The sequence below is a fragment of the Kangiella taiwanensis genome (assembly GCF_020005165.1).
Classification (GTDB): Bacteria; Pseudomonadota; Gammaproteobacteria; order Enterobacterales; family Kangiellaceae; genus Kangiella; species Kangiella taiwanensis.
This window is the reverse complement of record NZ_JAHCLT010000002.1, coordinates 490,723-508,294: the sequence shown is the minus strand read 5'-3', so window position 1 is coordinate 508,294 and position 17,572 is coordinate 490,723. Positions and strand designations below refer to the sequence as shown.

Genomic DNA, 17,572 nt, shown 5'->3' with positions numbered 1-17,572 from the left:
TATTTGCTATATTGGTAGGACTAAGGGCGAAAGGTAGCACATCATGGCGACTGCGGTAAAAAAACGTAAAGCAACCAAACAAAAAAAACAAAAAGTTTTTCAGTGGAAAGGTGTCAATAAGCAAGGTCAGAAAGTTAAGGGCTCAATGCCCGCAGTTGGTCCTGACGAAGTTAAGGCGTCGCTGCGGAAGCAGGGGATCACGCCAAAAGCCGTTAATGCTGATTTATTTGCTTCTATAGGTGGTGGCAAAAAACCGATTAAGCCTGTTGATATTGCTGTTTTCCTTCGACAATTAGCGACAATGATGAAAGCGGGTGTTCCACTTGTACAGTCGTTCGATATCATTGGTAAAGGTCATGAAAACGCTAGTGTTCAAGAGCTTGTCCTGAAAATCAAGGAAGACGTTGAGGCAGGTAATCCCTTCGCTACGGCACTTCGCGGCCATCCCAAATATTTCGATGAGCTGGTCTGCGACTTGATCCATGCTGGTGAACAGTCAGGTACATTGGAGCAGATGCTGGACCGTATTGCGACCTATAAAGAAAAATCTGAGGCTCTAAAATCCAAGATTAAAAAAGCAATGATGTATCCGACAGCGGTTATTGTGGTATCGCTTGCGGTAACAGCCGTACTATTGATTTACGTGGTACCGATGTTTAAAGACCTGTTCTCGGGTGCGGGAGCGGACTTACCTGCATTAACAGGAATGGTTGTTGGCGCTTCAGAAAATGTACAAGCCAATTGGTATATCTATTTAGGGATCTTGATTGCAATTGTGGTCGGTTTTGTTCAAGCAAACAAGCATTCCCCCCAATTTCGAGAGGCAAAAGATAGATTTTTACTAAAAGTTCCTATATTTGGACCATTAGTGCAAAAAGCAGCGGTGGCCCGTTATGCTCGAACTTTGGCAACGACCTTTGCTGCCGGTGTACCGCTTGTGGACGCTTTAGACTCTGCTGCTGGCGCTTCAGGTAATACGGTATACAAAAAGGCGATTTTAAAGATTAAAGAAGATGTTACCAGCGGTTTGCAAATAAATATGGCGATGACGTCTACGGGAGTATTCCCTAATATGGTAAACCAAATGGTTGCAATTGGTGAAGAGTCAGGTGCGGTTGACACCATGTTATCAAAAGTGGCTGATATTTATGAAGCTGAGGTTGATGATGCTGTTGACGGTCTGAGCTCTTTGATTGAGCCATTCGTTATTGTATTCATTGGTGGTCTGGTTGGTACAATTATTGTTGCGATGTATCTTCCAATCTTTAAACTCGGTGATGCATTCTAATCTTAGTAATAAAGAAGAAAAATAAAACTCTATGATTGAACTATTGTCAAATAACCTGCCTTTATTGGCAGGTTTTGTTTTTATACTGGGCTTGCTTTTTGGTAGCTTCTTTAATGTTGTAATTCATCGGTTACCAAAGATTCTCAATAGAGAGTGGCGTTCAACAGCTTCAGAAATCTTGAAGGAAGCGAAGTGTGATGTCAGCTGCCCGAAAGAAGACTTACCTGAGAAATATAGCTTAGTAACACCACGCTCGGCTTGTCCTAAGTGTGGGCACAAAATCACGGCGCTTGAAAATATTCCTATTTTTAGTTGGTTGTTTCTCAAAGGGAAGTGCCTCTCTTGCAAAACATCCATATCCATTCGCTATCCATTTGTGGAACTGCTGACTGCGATAACATTCGCTACTTGCGCTTGGGTATTTGGCTTTAACTGGTTACTACTTTTTGCACTGATATTTACTTCCTTCCTGATTGTAGGAAGCTTTATTGATTATGATCATAAAATACTTCCCGATCAGTTAACCTTGCCCTTGGTATGGATTGGCATAAGTACTTTCCTATTTTTACAGCCTTCAGAAATCCAGCACAGTTTTGCTCCAGATCTAGAGTCTTCGGTGATTGGAGCCCTCTGTGGCTATCTGGTCTTATGGTCAATCTATTGGCTGTTTAAAATTTTGACTGGAAAAGAGGGCATGGGGCATGGTGACTTTAAACTTTTGGCTGCCATTGGTGCTTTTGTAGGCTTTAAAATGCTGCCCCTTGTTATAATCTTGTCGACCGTAACGGGTGCTGTGTTAGGCATCATTGCCATGATTATTAATAAAAAAGGCCGCGACTACACCATTCCGTTTGGCCCATTTCTGGCAATTGCAGGCTGGATTACCTTAATCTGGGGGCAACCATTGACCGAGCTCTATCTCAACTTATTGGCTCCTTAATCTACACATGACTTTGCACTTTGTACTGACCGGTGGTGTTGCTAGTGGCAAGTCCGCTGTTAGTCGTTTTTTTGCAGAGCTTGGTGTTAGAGTTATCGATGCTGATATTGTCGCGAGAGAGGTCGTTGAGCTCGGCTCTGAGGGTTTACAGGCAATCACACAATACTTTGGTGAGGACGTATTGCTCGATGACGGCTCATTGGATAGGAAAGCATTAAGAGATATCGTTTTTTCTGACGATTCTAAAAGGCACTGGTTAAATCAATTGCTGCACCCAATGATTAGAGACAAAATGCTACAAGCAAGGTCAGCCGCTGAAAGCTGCGGAGAACCTTATACAATCAGCGTCATTCCTCTTTACTTTGAAACGATTCATGGAACTGATGAGGCTCAGAATTATCAAAGAGTGCTCGTTGTTGATGCGGACGAAGGTAAGCAATTATCGCGTTTAATGCAAAGAGATGATACCGACATCCATCGTGCGAAAGCCTTGATGGTGAGTCAAGCTAGTCGTTCTGAGCGTTTATCCATAGCCGATGACGTTATTGCTAACAATTCAGATTTGCAATCACTAAAACAACAAGTTATAAACTTAGACAAGCATTATCGTGAATTAGCAAGGAGCTAACTCCATGAGTGACGCTGTTGAGTCTATTCTGTATGAGCACCCCCTGAGCGAGCAGGTGAGAACCTACTTGCGCTTAGAACAACTGTTTGCGATTCAGTTACACTTACGTGACCAAGAGTCTACTTTCTGTCATGTGGGCGCGTTGCGTAATTTGTGGGAAATTCTAGACTGCCTTGACCGTGGAGACATCAAGGGTGAGTTAATCAAAGAGCTGGAAGCGCAAAGGATACATTTCGAACAGCTTGAAGAAAGTCCTTATATTGATGGCTTAAAGCTCAAGCGTTTTTTAGAACAACTCAACCAATTACTTGACTGGCTCGGGCGTTATCAGGGCAAGTTTGGTGCAAAACTTCGCTCAGACCGATTTATTGATATGCTCAAAAACCGTATTCGCATGCCGGGCGGAACCTGTAGCTTTGATCTCCCTGAGTTGCATCAGTTTCTGAATAAGTCGACCCAGTACCGCCAAGACTGTTTGAAAACCTGGTTTGCTCACCTCGACGGTCTAGGCCAGTGTATCAAGATCCTTTTGCGTTTGTTCCGGGAAAATGGAGCATTTGAAACCGTTAGCTGCAAACAAGGCGTGTTTCAAAGCAGCTTGTCTAACAGGTCAAACCCGCAGCTGCTGAGGGTCATGTTGCCAAGTCAGTCGGCATACTTTCCAGAGATTAGCGGCTCTAAACACTATTTTAGTATTCGGTTTATAGAAAAGTTAGAGGACCAATTAAAGCCAGTCTCAAATGACTTCGATTTTGAACTGGCGATTTGCTGATTAAGCCCCTATTACATTTCCAAGCGAAGTGACAAATCTACAGCCTTAACATGCTTCGTTAAAGCGCCTACCGATATAAAATCAACGCCTGTATCTGCAATATCACGCAAAGTGTCGATAGTGACATTACCAGAAGCTTCAATTTTCGCAGTATGCGAGTGCATTTGGTTGATTGCAACACCTGTCCGCATGTCATCGATACTAAAATTGTCTAGCATAATCACATCTGCACCCGCGTCTAAAGCTTGATCTAACTGGGCAAAGGTTTCGACTTCGACTTCGACCAGAGTGTCAGGGTGGTTGCGGCGAGCGGTCTTAACCGCGTTTTCAATGGAGCCTGTAGACACAATATGGTTTTCTTTAATTAAAAACGCGTCAAATAACCCCATACGGTGGTTTTTTCCACCGCCGCAATAGACAGCATACTTTTGGGCTAGGCGCATTAGTGGGATGGTTTTACGGGTGTCTAGTAGCTGGCAGTCGGTTCCTTTCAGCTCACGCACATAACGAGCAGTTATGGTGGCAGTTCCGGACAGAGTTTGTAAAAAGTTCATCGCGCTGCGTTCGGCGGTAAGGATATTACGTGCGTTGCCTTCTATTTCACAGAGTGTATCGTTTGCGGACATTTTATCACCATCTTGGCACTTCCAAGATAACTTGATGGCTGGGTCAAGCGCTTCGAACACAGCGTTAAACCAGTCAATACCACAAACCACGCAATCTTCACGGGTGATTAATCGTCCTTTAGCAGCTTTGTCAGCTTCAATGAGCTCTGCTGTGACATCAACACCTTCAAGGCTACCTAAATCTTCTTCAAGAGCTTTTTGTACTTGGTACTGGATGTTTTGTTGAAGTTTGGCTTGATAAGGAATGTCGATCATACTTGGGTCCGTAAATTTTCGCGTAAAGTGTCAGCATCATATTCTGCTCAATCTGTGGTATTGTAATCTCAAAAAACCGGTTTAGGAATAGCATGCCGTCCGCTAAGCAGGAATATTATATAAATTTACACACTGGCTTGATTGAAAATGCTCGTCAAGCTCCGTGTACTCATTTTGACGAGCGCGAGGGTGATGCCAATGGTATCGTGGATATTAGCTTGTTGGTCATTCACAACATCAGCTTACCGCCCAAAGAATTTGGTGGACCCTATATCGATCAGTTATTTGGTGGTTGTCTTAGTCCTGATGATCATCCTTTTTTTCAAGAAATCGCTGGTATTCGAGTGTCGAGTCATCTGCTAATTCGGCGTGATGGAGAAGTGGTGCAATATGTACCCCTGCATAAACGCGCCTGGCACGCTGGAGCATCAAGTTTCGATGGACGAGAGAAGTGTAATGATTTTTCCATAGGTATCGAACTTGAGGGAGCGGACGACATTCCTTATGAGGAAGTTCAGTATCAAGTGTTGTTGAAATTGACGAAATTAATTTTAAGAGCCTATCCAGATATTACTCTTCAACGTATTGCGGGGCATTCTGATATCGCTCCTGGCCGCAAAACAGACCCTGGCCCAGCCTTCGATTGGCAGCACTATCGTAAATTATTGAATAAGAATGTTTGATGGTCTGCTTTATCCTTTTCTCTTATGGTATAACTGTACTGAAATAGTTCCTTTTTAATTGATCAGGGTGGGGATATGGCGTTATTAGCCTTAGTTATTGCAATACTGATTGAGCGTTATTATCACGGTAACCAGTCGGTGGCTCGCGATAAATTAAGTAGCGACAACTGGTATTTCGGTTACTTACGTTTTCTAGATAAAACCTTTGGTGACAAGAGCTGGTACAAGTCTTGGCTCAAAGAAGTTTTTGAAGTCTTGTTACCGGCCGTACTCGTTTTTGTGCTGTTCAAGTTATTCGATGACGGCTTTATTGCTTCTGTTATCGTGCTCGCCCTAATGGTTCTAGTTCTAGTCCACGCTTTCGGTCCTCAATTACCCAGTAAGCAACTCCAAGGCTACTTCAATGCTATGGAAAATGATGACCAACAGGCGGCTTATGAGTATGCCAAAACCTATACTGGAAAAGAATCGGATGACCAAGAGCAGATGGTTAAGGATGTTACCAATAGCATTTTCTACAATATTGAAAGTCAATATTTCAGTGTTGCTATTTGGTTTGTGATTCTTGGGCCAGCAGGGGCATTGTTGTATCGCATGCTGTTGTGGCAGCAACAAGACGGCAAGCTGGGTACATTCGGCAGTAAAGTCCACTACGCCATGGAGTGGTTTGCTTTTCGCCTATCGGCACTCACTTACCTCCTCGCGGGCGATATGGCAAACGGCATAGAGAATAGCAAAGGACAATTCTTTGACCTTGAGATCAGCGGTCGTGATCTACTTAATACGGTAGCAACTGCAAGTATGGGAGCTTACATTGACGATGAAGACGCTGGTGCTTGCGCTTCTAACCATTGTGCAATCAGTTTATCGCAACGTGCTGGTGTGATCTTATTTGCTGTGATTGCCGTGGCTACGTTCCTCGGTTGGACCTTCGTTTAAACGCTAGTCGACACTAATTAACCTTTGTTAAATAATTTAAAGGTATATCATAAGGTCTGACCACTTTGCGATATTGCCTGTTTTTTGCCCTGTACGGTATCTTTTTATTGAGCTTTTGACTAAGATGTTGCCTTTGTGAATTATACTAATTCTGTTTAACATGTGTTAATTAAATGCACGTGGCTGTCAAAAGGCGATAACTAATATGTCTGATAACGATTTAAAACGAACCGCAGCAGCTCAGGATGTCGATCCCATAGAAACTCAAGAATGGATTGATGCGTTGGATGCGGTGATGGCTGAGGAAGGTGTGGAGCGTGCACACTTCCTTTTAGAAAAGTTAGTAGCAAAAGCACGCAGAGCAGGCGCTAACTTACCGTTCGATTTAACCACGGCATACCTTAATACCATCCCTCCATCGCAAGAAGCGCATATGCCTGGTGATCAGGAAATGGAGCGTCGTTTACGAGCAATCATTCGCTGGAACGCGATCGCTATCGTGTTACAAGCATCGAACAAAGAATTAGAACTCGGTGGTCACTTATCAAGCTTTGCATCAAGTGCAACACTGTATGACGTAGGTTTTAACCACTTCTTCAAAGGCAACAATGAAGATAAAGGCGACTTAATTTACTATCAGGGACACTCGTCTCCGGGTATTTATGCTCGTGCCTTCTTGGAAGGCCGCTTAACTGAAGATCAGTTGAGTAATTTCCGCCAAGAGGTTGACGGTAAAGGCTTATCATCTTATCCGCATCCTTGGTTGATGCCTGAGTTCTGGCAGTTCCCAACCGTATCTATGGGTTTAGGTCCGATCCAAGCAATCTACCAAGCTCGTTTCTTAAAGTACCTAGAAAATCGTGGCTTGGCTGACACCAAAGGTCGTAAGGTGTGGGCTTTCCTAGGTGATGGTGAGATGGATGAGCCGGAATCTTTGGGTGCGATCAGCCTCGCTGGGCGTGAGAAGTTGGATAATCTTATTTTTGTTATCAACTGTAACTTACAGCGCTTGGATGGCCCTGTCCGTGGTAACGGTAAAATCATTCAAGAGTTGGAAGGCGAATTCCGTGGCTCTGGTTGGAATGTCTTAAAAGTTATCTGGGGTCGTTACTGGGATCCGCTATTGGCTCGTGACACAGAAGGTCGCTTGCGTAAAGTGATGGAAGAAACCGTCGACGGTGAGTACCAGAATTGTAAGGCCAAAGGTGGCGCCTATACTCGCGAACACTTCTTCGGCAAAGATCCTAAGTTAAAAGAAATGGTAGCTAACATGTCTGACGAAGACATTTGGCGTTTGAACCGTGGTGGACACGATCCGCACAAGGTTTACGCTGCTTACCACCGTGCGGTCAATACCGAAGGTCAACCAACCGTTATTTTAGCCAAAACGGTCAAAGGTTACGGTATGGGTAATTCTGGTGAAGGTAAAAACGCTGCTCACCAGGTAAAGAAGATGAACTTAGAAGCGTTGAAGCATTTCCGCGACCGCTTTAATGTACCAATTCCAGACGACAAGTTAGAAGACGTTCCTTTCTATCACCCCGGTGAAGACAGCGAAGAAATTAAGTACCTGCAAGAGCGTCGCGAAAAACTTGGCGGCCATTTGCCGACCCGTCGCCCTGAGTCGGATAGTCTTGATATTCCATCATTAGATGCATTTGAACCACTGCTAAAGTCGAGTGGTGATCGAGAAATTTCGACAACCATGGCCTTTGTTCGTGGCTTGAACGTCTTGTTAAAGGACAAAAGCTTAAAAGAGCGAATCGTACCAATTATTCCTGACGAGGCGCGTACTTTTGGTATGGAAGGTATGTTCCGTCAAATCGGAATTTACTCATCAGTTGGTCAGCTTTACGATCCAGTAGACTCAGACCAAATCATGTACTATCGCGAAGATAAGAAAGGTCAGATACTTGAAGAGGGCATCAACGAAGCTGGCGCTATGTCGTCGTGGATTGCCGCTGCGACCAGTTATTCAAGCAATAACCTGCCAATGATTCCATTCTATATCTTCTACTCGATGTTTGGTTTCCAGCGTATTGGTGACTTGGCTTGGGCTGCTGGTGACATGCAGGCGCGTGGCTTCTTAATTGGTGCGACTTCTGGCCGTACAACATTGAACGGTGAGGGCTTACAGCACCAAGACGGTCATAACCACTTGATCGCAGCAACCGTTCCAAACTGCGTTAGCTACGATCCGACCTACGCATATGAAGTGGCGGTCATCGTACGCGAAGGTATGCGTCGAATGTACAAAGACCAAGAAAATGTTTTCTACTACATTTCGACCTTGAACGAAAATTACGTTCATCCTGAGATGCCAGAAGATGCAGAAGAAGGCATCATCAAAGGTATGTATCAACTGAAAGCGAACAAATCGCGCAAGAAAGCGCCACGCGTTCAGTTGATGGGAAGTGGTTCGATTTTGCGTGAAGTAGAACATGCTGCTGAGTTGCTTGAAGAAGACTTCGGTGTACTTTCGGACATCTGGTCAGTACCAAGTTTCACAGAGCTTCGTCGTGAAGGCTTAGCGGTTGAGCGTGAAAACATGCTGCACCCAGACAAGAAAGCTAAAAAGTCTTACGTTGAGAAGTGCCTTGAAAAGCAAAAAGGCCCAGCAATCGCTGCAACGGATTACATGAAGTCATTCGCCGATCAGATTCGTCCATTTGTACCAATGAGCTATACCGTATTAGGTACAGACGGTTTTGGACGCTCTGATAGCCGTGAAAATTTACGTCGCTTCTTTGAAGTGGATCGTTACTACATCGTTGTCGCTGCACTTAAAGCGCTTGCAGATGAAGGTGAGATCGATGTTAAAGAAGTGAATAAAGCGATTAAGCGTTATAACATTGACGCTGATAAAGCTGACCCTGCAACCCTATAATTGGAGGAGTTTCCCTTGGCAAATGTAACGCAAGTAAAAGTCCCCGATATTGGCGATGCCAGTGGGGTTGATGTTATTGAGGTGTTGGTTAATGTCGGTGATGAAATTGATGTTGATGACAGCTTAATCGTATTAGAAACCGACAAAGCGACCATGGAAGTGCCGTCTAGCGAAGCAGGTGTGGTCAAGTCGATCGAGTTAAAAGTTGGCGATAAAGTGTCAGAAGGCGATTTGATTCTACAGCTCGAAGCAAGCCAAGCTTCTGGTGATGACGCCTCTGAAGATTCAGCAGATAGTAACGAATCTAACGAAACTGAACAGACTTCAGAAGGTTCGTCCACAGAAGACTCATCACAGCAAGCATCTTCTGAAGCGCCAAGTAAGAAGAAGTCATCAGGCGGTAGTCGTACAGAAGCGATTACTATCCCTGATATTGGTGACTCAGAAGGCGTTGACGTTATTGAGGTCAGCGTTAAAGAAGGTGATGAGGTAGAGCAAGACGACAGCTTAATTGTTCTCGAAACTGAGAAGGCGACGATGGAAGTTCCGTCGCCATTCGCCGGTACCATTGAGTCGATAACCGTAAAAGTGGGTGACAAAGTCAGCCAGGGTGATCAGATTGGCTCGATGAAAGTTACAGATGATGCTGATGATGGCTCAGAGGATGAGTCAAGCGGTGACTCTTCAGGGCAGCAGGTTGAGAAAGAAACCAGTGTCAAAGACGAGCCGATGCCAAAGTCAGACTATAAGCCTGCGCCAGTAACCGTAGAGCCTTATGAGCGACGCGAAGGCGAAGTGATTCATGCTAGTCCAGCAGTTCGTCGCTTGGCGCGTGAGTTTGGTGCAGACTTGTCGAAAGTTAAAGGGTCTGGACGTAAAAACCGAATCTTGAAAGAAGATGTGCAATCTTATATCAAGTTCGAACTATCACGTCCAAAAGCCACAGCAAATACTGGCGCAGCTGCATCAGCTGACTTACCAGAGATTGACTTCACTAAGTTTGGTGAAGTGGAAGAAAAGTCACTGTCGCGCATCCAGAAAATTAGCAGCGTGACCTTGCAGCGTAACTGGAACTTGATTCCGCATGTGACGCAGCATGATGAAGCGGATATTACAGAGTTAGATAACTTCCGTAAGTCGATGAAGGAAGAGGCTGCTAAGGAAGGAGTACGTCTAACACCATTGGCATTTATTATGAAAGCCTTGGTCGCGAGTCTCAAAGCGTTCCCTACGTTTAACTCATCGCTGGCAGCGGATGGCGAAACCTTAATATTGAAAAAATACTTCAATATTGGTGTCGCGGTCGATACGCCAGACGGTTTGGTGGTGCCAGTGATTCGTGACGTCGATAAAAAGTCCGTCTACGAACTGGCAACTGAGTTGGGTGAAATGTCAGAAAAAGCTCGTGACAAAAAGCTCACTGCGAAAGATATGCAGGGCAGCTCAATGACGATATCGTCTCTGGGAGGTATTGGTGGTACTTCGTTTACGCCAATCGTTAATTGGCCAGATGTTGCGATTCTAGGCTTGTCACGGAATCAGGTTAAGCCGGTATGGAATGGTAAGGACTTTGAGCCGCGCATGATGTTGCCAATGTCGTTGTCGTACGACCACCGTGTGATTGATGGCGCTGTGGCAGCAAGGTTTATTGTTCATCTGGGCAAAATGTTAGCGGATATTCGTCGAACGATTCTATAGCGCGCTCGGTGTTATATTGAATTGTTTGATGATTTTTCGGCCAAATTAGGTAAAATACGCGCAAAATAAGCGCTTAAGATTTAAGAGTTGATACTCTAAATTCAGATAGAAAAGAGGAACTCATGAGTAATTTACACGCTCAAGTCGTAGTTTTAGGTAGTGGCCCAGGCGGCTACAACGCAGCTTTCCGTGCCGCTGACTTAGGTATGGATGTTATCTTGATTGAAAAGTATGACACGCTTGGTGGTGTTTGCTTAAACGTAGGCTGTATCCCTTCAAAAGCTTTGTTACACACTGCAAAAGTGATTGATGAAGCGGAAGAAATGTCTGCTCACGGTGTTAGCTTTGGTAAGCCAAAGTTCGACATCGATAAAATTCGCGATTACAAAGATGGCGTAATTAAGCAATTGACTGGCGGTTTGGCTGGTATGGCGAAAGGCCGTAAAGTTAAAACGGTCCAAGGTTACGGTAAGTTTACTGGTGCTAACGAGATTGAAGTTGAGCATGATGGTAAAAAGCAAAAAGTCACCTTTGATAACGCTATCATCGCAGCAGGTTCGCGTGTAGTTGATTTGCCATTCTTGCCTGAAGACGACCGTATCGTAGATTCGACCGGTGCTTTAGAACTACGTGAAGTTCCTAAGCACATGTTGGTTATCGGTGGTGGTATTATTGGTCTTGAAATGGCGACAGTCTATCGTGCACTAGGTGCTAAGATTACTGTGGTTGAGATGGCTGATCAGATGATTCCTGCGGCTGATAAAGACGTGGTGAAAGTACTTGAGAAGTATGTCAAAGGTAAGTACGAAAACATCTTGATGGAAACAAGCGTGACTAAAGTTGACGCTAAGAAAGATGGCTTGTACGTGACTTTTGAAGGTAAAAACGCTCCAGAAAAGCCACAAAAATTCGACATGATTTTGTCGGCAGTGGGTCGCCGCCCTAACGGTGACTTAATTGATGCTGATAAAGCAGGCGTTGAAGTGACAGAGCGTGGTTTCATCAACACTGATAAGCAGATGCGTACCAATGTACCGCACATCTATGCGATCGGTGATATTGTTGGACAACCTATGCTAGCGCACAAAGCAACAGCTGAGTCGCACGTAGCAGCAGAAGTGATTGCTGGTAAGAAGCATTATTTCGATCCACTAACGATTCCTTCAGTTGCTTACACTGATCCAGAAGTCGCATGGGTTGGCTTGACTGAAAAAGAAGCCAAAGAGCAAGGCGTTGATTACGGCGTGGGTAAATTCCCATGGGCTGCATCAGGTCGTGCGATTGGCGTTGACCGTAAAGAAGGCTTCACTAAGTTGTTGTTTGATAAGAAAAACAACCGCGTAATCGGTGGTGCAATCGTCGGTGTTAACGCTGGTGAGTTGATTGCAGAAGTTGGTTTGGCGATTGAAATGGGCTGTGATGCTGAAGACATCGGCTTAACCATTCATGCGCACCCAACGCTTTCTGAGTCAGTGAGCTTTGCGGCAGAGGTTTATGAAGGTGTTTGTACTGACCTTCCTCCTCAGCGCAAAAAGAAATAAAGAAGCAAATCTTTTTTCGCATTAGCGTTGTTATTGGCGTGCTCAAGTGCTCATGTATTTGATATAAACTCCGCATTTCCGCGCGCCAACGCCTAGCTACTACGAAAAAATCTAAGCTTACAGATTAGGTTTTTAGGTTTATCGTGTATAAAGAAAGCCAAAATCTTAATTTCTAGTTTGGTTCAAATACAATCAAACTAAACTTTTAAAGCCTCCTTTTGGAGGCTTTTGTGTACCGGTAATAATAAATGATAAAGGGAAAATACGATGAGAATTATAGTTCTATCCATTTTGTTGGCGATCTTTTTAAGCGCTTGTAATACCAGCCGTCCATTAACCAACCTCAACGATCACAATATTGAGTATTTAGTTGATAATGGTGAGACCCTAGAAGATGTTAAGTTGAGCATTCTACGAGCTGGTCAGTCTCTGGGTTGGGAGATGACTCCACTCAAACCCGGCTTGATTCGAGGCAAACTTAATTTGCGTGCTCATACAGCTGTAGTGAAAATTCCGTATAGCATGCAGAGTTACAGTATCATTTATGTTGATAGCGTTAACTTGGATTATGATGGAAAAAATATTCATCGAAGCTACCCACGTTGGGTGAATAATCTGAAAGTCAAAATTGATGACTTTATCGCTAGTCGATAAAAAATATAACCTTGTAAGAAAGGCTCTTTAGGGGAGCCTTTTTTGTGTCTAAAATAGAATTTACGGTGATGGTGATTTTTTGATGATTTTAGACTTCTTCTTGCCCGCTACAGCCGTTGTTGCTGAGCCTAAAACGACCATAATAGAGCCTACAATGCTCAGTGCGTTCATCGGCTCGTCTGGTAAGTAATCAGGAAAGAAGTAAGCGACCACTTTCATCGACATAATCGTGACTAATGGTGTTAGCGCTAATATCGCACTAACTCGAGTTGCTTCCCAGTGGGCCAGTGCCTCAGCAAAAGCGCCATAGGCGACGATAGTGTTTAAGCAGCAGAATATTAATAACACCCAACCTAATGTATCGAGCGATATGACCTGACTGGGGGTACTCCATGGCACCAGCATAAGGGTGCTGGTGATGTAAATAATAAACATGATTTGGTTTGATGTGAATGTGTTTAGCAGTTGTTTTTGAGCGAGTGCATAGGCAGCCCAAGTTACAGCAGCCAACAGCATCCAAAACAAACCAACTGTATAAGCGCCGTCTAAATTGCTTATGATCTCAGTGAAGCGCATGTTGAAAAACAGTATCAGACCTACCACAAACGAACTAAATCCAAGCCACTGCCACTTATTAAAGCTTTCTTTGAAAACAATCAGACCTCCCAGAAGCATAAACATGGGGGCAGTCTGAATCATCACTTGCGCACTGCTAGGCGTGATTTTCTCTACGCCGAACAAATAGAACACATAGTTCGCACATAAACCAAATATGGCGATGAGCATCAGAATGCCGATCAGTCCTTTAAGTTCTCTAAAATTTGGAATGCGTTTACGCACAGCCATATACACGAAGACAAAAATGGCGGCGACTGCGAAGCGGTACCAGGTTACCGTTACAGCATCCATTTGTAACAACACACCTTTTAAGGCGATAGGAAGTAATCCCCACAAGAAGACTGTGGTGAGCGATAAAGTAAGGCCCAATTGCCAGCGACCGGATACAGTATGCATAGTGACTCTCGAACTGACATAAAGTCCGCATTATGTAATAAATAGCTCACTGAAACTAGCCATTATTGGTACTCAAGTCGAAAAAAGGGTGTGGCGCTACGTTGATTGTTAGGACGGTAAATTCTATGATGCGTTATCGAGAAAATATGGGGAATATAAGGTTATGAGTTATGTTAAGTCCTTACTGGCATGTGCTGCCGTGGGTTTGGCTGGAGCAGGTGTGATGAGTAGTGCAAAAGCAGATGAACAATCCGCAACCAAACTAACCGTAGAGCGTATTTATGCGGATCCATCGTTAACTGGGCCAGCGCCACGCTCAGTAAAGTTATCGCCGGATGGTAAGCGTGTCACTTTCTTAAAGGGCAAGGAAGACGAGCAAGAGCGCTTAGACTTGTGGGAATATAACTTAGCGGATAAACAGTCTCGCATGCTGGTCGATTCGGCTGACTTAATGCCGGGTGAAGAAAACTTATCAGCCGAGGAGAAGGCGCGTCGCGAGCGCATGCGTTTGTTTGCAAAAGGTATTATTAGCTATTACTGGGGCGACGATGGCGAGACGTTATTATTCCCTCTGGGTGGTGATATCTTTGTTTACGATTTAAGTAAGTCCGGCAGTGATGCTACTAAGCAGCTGACAAAAACTGATGCTTATGAAACCGATGTCAAGCTCTCTCCAGATGGTAAAAGCGTGTCCTTTATTCGCGATCAAGATATCTTTACAGTCGATATCGAAACAGGTAAAGAACGTCAGCTAACGATGGATGGCGAAGGTCCTATCAAAAACGGTATGGCTGAGTTCGTGGCGCAGGAAGAAATGGGCCGTCTGACGGGTTACTGGTGGTCACCTAACAGCAAAAAAATTGCCTACTTAAAGGTCGACGAGTCACCGGTCAACATTGAAAAGCGTTATGAAATAAATGCTGAAGACTTTGAAGTCTTTGAGCAACGTTATCCAAGCACCGGTACTGACAATGTATTGATCAAGCTCGGTGTACTGGACTTAGAGTCTGGCGAAACAACTTGGGTAGATACTTCTCCACAAGAGATTGGTGAAGAAACCGATATTTATATCCCACGAGTTAAATGGTTACGCGATTCAAAACGTGTTTCATTCCAATGGCAAAGCCGTGATCAGCAGACGTTAAAATTGATGTTCGCTGACGCCGAAACTGGTAAGTCGCATGAAGTTTTAACGGAAACATCGGATACCTGGATTAACCTCACCAAAGATCTGTATTTCTTAAAGCGTCACAATGCGTTTGTATGGAGTTCTGAGCGAAGCGGTTATCGTCACCTGTATCTTTATGACTTGAAGGGTAACCTAATTAACCAGCTTACAGATGGTGAGTGGGTCGTCGATAGCTTGTATGGCGTCGATGAAGATAAAGGGTTAGTTTACTTTGATGCCAACAAAGAAACGCCTCTGGAACAACATTTGTATTCAGTGCCGATGAATGGCGAAGGTGGAATCAAGAAAATTACAGATAAAGCAGGTGTACATAACGTTAGTTTCTCAAAGAACATGTCGCTATTCGTTGATTACTTTTCCTCAGTTGAACAACCACCTCAGGTCAGTTTGAGAAAAGCTGATGGTGAGTTAGTCACTTGGCTTGAGCAGAATAAACTGGACGGCGATCATCCTTACTTCAAGTATTACCAGCAAGCGGCTAAGCCTGAGTTCGGCACGATTGAAGCTGAAGATGGCCAGGTTATGCACTACCGCCTGTACAAGCCGACTAATATGGTCAAAGGCAAGAAGTATCCAGTAGTAGTAGATGTTTATGGAGGGCCGCATGCACAACGTGTGACCAACACTTGGGGCGCTCGCAATACCTATTGGCACCATATGATGGCTGACCGCGGGTTTGTGATTTTCTCATTGGATAATCGTGGCTCATGGAATCGTGGTAAGAAGTTTGAAGATCCGATTTATCGTAAATTGGGTGATGTCGAAGTTGTGGACCAGGTCAAAGGCGTGGATTTCCTGAAAACATTAGACTTCGTTGACCCAGAGCGCATCGGCATGTTTGGTTGGTCTTATGGTGGTTACATGACCATCATGAGCATGTTTAAAGAGCCTGATGTGTTTAAAGTCGGCGTGTCAGTAGCGCCCGTGACGGACTGGTACTTATATGACACTCATTACACAGAGCGTTATTTAGATCACCCTGAGAATAATAAAGAAGGTTATGAGCAGAGTAATGTCTTCCCGTATCTTGATGGATTAAAGGGAGAATTGATGATTATCCACGGCATGGCTGATGACAATGTGTTATTTACCAATAGCACTAAGCTGTTCAAAGCCCTGCAGGATGCTAATAAGCCCTTTGATATGATGAATTATCCGGGCAGTAAGCACTCCATTTGGGGACAAAAAACAAGGACCCATGTGTTTAATACGATTACCGACTATTTCGAGAAGTACTTGAAGTAAACAAGTCATCATTTAAAGCGACCTCCGGGTCGCTTTTTTTTTGCCGAATCACTACTCAGGCTAAAGACGCAAGATTTGCTATTTGTATGTCACACGTTTTATTCTGTGTGGAAGCAAAGTTTACGGAGTTAATCATGAAATTTGTAGCGGCACTAAGTTTAATGATAGCCAGCACATTACAAGCGGCTGAAGTTCCAGAGAAGTTTACTATCGACCTTTACGCTCCTGAAGTGGAAGGAGCTCGTCAGATGGCACTGTCAGACTCTGGTGTGCTCTACGTCGGCACGCGTAAAGCGGGTAAAGTATACGCAGTAGAAGACACTGATGGCGATTTTAAAGCTGACAAGGTTTACACCATCATCGAAGATTTATACATGCCGAGTGGTATTGCGTATAAAGATGGTGATTTGTACGTGGCAGAAGTCGATAAAATTTTGAGATTTAAGGATATCGACAAGCACTACAAGGATCCTAAGGAACCAGAAGTGGTGTACGACGACTTGCCGGACGACAGTCATCACGGCTGGAAATACATTAAGTTTGGCCCTGATGGCAAGCTGTACATTCCAATCGGTGTACCCTGCAACGTTTGTGATGATGAAGGCTATGGCTTAATTATTCGCATTGATGTGGATGCTGAAGAGATCGAAAGAGAAGTCGTGGCGACAGGTGTTCGTAATAGCGTTGGTTTTGATTGGCACCCTGAAACGAAAGAGTTGTGGTTTACGGACAATGGTCGTGATTGGCTAGGAGACGACGAACCAGCTTGCGAATTAAACCGAGTGACGGAGTTAGGTGAGTTCTTTGGCTTCCCGTATGTGCATGGCGACGACTTTATGGATCCTGCTTTTGGCGACAAATTAGGTGACCACGAATTTACCAAACCAGCTTGGGAGTTTCAGGCGCACGTTGCGCCGCTTGGTATGCTTTATTACACCGGTGATATGTTCCCTGAAGCGTACAAAAATACCATGTTGGTTACGCAACACGGTTCTTGGAACCGCAGCACTAAGGTCGGCTATAAGGTGGTGCATTTGACACTGGACGGGCAGAAGGTTGAGTCTCAAAGTGATTTCGTGACGGGGTGGTTAATCGACGGTGAAGTGAAAGGTCGCCCCAATGATGTTATCCAAATGCCAGACGGTTCGGTTCTAATTTCTGATGACGGCTTTGGCAAGATCTACAGAGTGACTTACTCAGCAGAGTAGGCATA

General features: G+C 44.3%; 14 protein-coding genes. 12 read left to right on the top strand and 2 right to left on the bottom strand.

Annotation, left to right across the window (positions count from 1 at the left end; translation table 11 throughout):
* Positions 1-43: 43 nt before the first annotated feature.
* Genes KFK88_RS07895 through zapD form a run of 4 tightly spaced genes read left to right on the top strand, consistent with a single transcriptional unit; the run spans position 44 to position 3,628 of the window.
* On the top strand, positions 44-1,288 hold the full coding sequence (locus tag KFK88_RS07895; RefSeq protein ID WP_223578379.1) for a type II secretion system F family protein: 1,245 nt from the start codon (positions 44-46) through the stop codon (positions 1,286-1,288).
* Between the two features lie 31 nt (positions 1,289-1,319).
* Positions 1,320-2,228: a prepilin peptidase gene (locus KFK88_RS07890; RefSeq protein ID WP_223578378.1), complete on the top strand. Its 909-nt coding sequence runs from the start codon at positions 1,320-1,322 to the stop codon at positions 2,226-2,228.
* Positions 2,229-2,235: 7 nt separating this feature from the next.
* The gene (gene coaE, locus KFK88_RS07885) at positions 2,236-2,856 is read left to right on the top strand and encodes a dephospho-CoA kinase (RefSeq protein ID WP_223578377.1); all 621 of its coding nucleotides are present in this window, start codon (positions 2,236-2,238) and stop codon (positions 2,854-2,856) included.
* Between the two features lie 4 nt (positions 2,857-2,860).
* Positions 2,861-3,628: a cell division protein ZapD gene (gene zapD / locus KFK88_RS07880; RefSeq protein ID WP_223578375.1), complete on the top strand. Its 768-nt coding sequence runs from the start codon at positions 2,861-2,863 to the stop codon at positions 3,626-3,628.
* An 11-nt stretch (positions 3,629-3,639) separates the two neighbouring features.
* On the opposite strand, the gene nadC is transcribed toward zapD, so the two are convergent.
* Positions 3,640-4,509, bottom strand: coding sequence for a carboxylating nicotinate-nucleotide diphosphorylase (gene nadC / locus KFK88_RS07875; RefSeq protein ID WP_223578373.1), 870 nt, complete (start codon positions 4,507-4,509; stop codon positions 3,640-3,642).
* Positions 4,510-4,628: 119 nt separating this feature from the next.
* Between nadC and ampD the strand changes: the two genes are divergently transcribed.
* The 6 genes from ampD to KFK88_RS07845 all read left to right on the top strand — a co-directional run bounded on the left by ampD (position 4,629) and on the right by KFK88_RS07845 (position 12,911).
* Positions 4,629-5,192 (top strand): 1,6-anhydro-N-acetylmuramyl-L-alanine amidase AmpD, encoded by a 564-nt coding sequence (gene ampD, locus KFK88_RS07870; RefSeq protein WP_396326652.1) that lies wholly within the window; start codon positions 4,629-4,631, stop codon positions 5,190-5,192.
* A gap of 75 nt (positions 5,193-5,267) precedes the next feature.
* Entirely contained in the window at positions 5,268-6,131 is an 864-nt protein-coding gene (gene ampE / locus KFK88_RS07865) for a regulatory signaling modulator protein AmpE (protein WP_223578368.1), read from the top strand.
* Between the two features lie 205 nt (positions 6,132-6,336).
* Positions 6,337-9,018: a pyruvate dehydrogenase (acetyl-transferring), homodimeric type gene (aceE, locus tag KFK88_RS07860; RefSeq protein ID WP_223578366.1), complete on the top strand. Its 2,682-nt coding sequence runs from the start codon at positions 6,337-6,339 to the stop codon at positions 9,016-9,018.
* A 15-nt stretch (positions 9,019-9,033) separates the two neighbouring features.
* Positions 9,034-10,716 (top strand): dihydrolipoyllysine-residue acetyltransferase, encoded by a 1,683-nt coding sequence (gene aceF / locus KFK88_RS07855; protein WP_223578364.1) that lies wholly within the window; start codon positions 9,034-9,036, stop codon positions 10,714-10,716.
* A gap of 122 nt (positions 10,717-10,838) precedes the next feature.
* On the top strand, positions 10,839-12,257 hold the full coding sequence (gene lpdA / locus KFK88_RS07850) for a dihydrolipoyl dehydrogenase (protein WP_223578363.1): 1,419 nt from the start codon (positions 10,839-10,841) through the stop codon (positions 12,255-12,257).
* Between the two features lie 267 nt (positions 12,258-12,524).
* Positions 12,525-12,911 carry a hypothetical protein gene (locus KFK88_RS07845; protein WP_223578362.1) on the top strand — a complete coding sequence of 129 codons (387 nt, stop codon included), beginning with the start codon at positions 12,525-12,527 and terminating at the stop codon, positions 12,909-12,911.
* 60 nt (positions 12,912-12,971) lie between these two features.
* Here KFK88_RS07845 and KFK88_RS07840 read toward each other — a convergent pair whose 3' ends face one another.
* The gene (locus KFK88_RS07840; RefSeq protein WP_223578361.1) at positions 12,972-13,925 is read right to left on the bottom strand and encodes a DMT family transporter; all 954 of its coding nucleotides are present in this window, start codon (positions 13,923-13,925) and stop codon (positions 12,972-12,974) included.
* Positions 13,926-14,148: 223 nt separating this feature from the next.
* Between KFK88_RS07840 and KFK88_RS07835 the strand changes: the two genes are divergently transcribed.
* A complete protein-coding gene (locus KFK88_RS07835; RefSeq protein WP_345252445.1) occupies positions 14,149-16,359 on the top strand; it encodes a S9 family peptidase in 2,211 nt (736 codons plus the stop codon).
* A 134-nt stretch (positions 16,360-16,493) separates the two neighbouring features.
* Complete coding sequence (locus tag KFK88_RS07830) at positions 16,494-17,567, top strand: PQQ-dependent sugar dehydrogenase (RefSeq protein ID WP_223578359.1); 1,074 nt, start codon at positions 16,494-16,496, stop codon at positions 17,565-17,567.
* Positions 17,568-17,572: the final 5 nt, after the last annotated feature.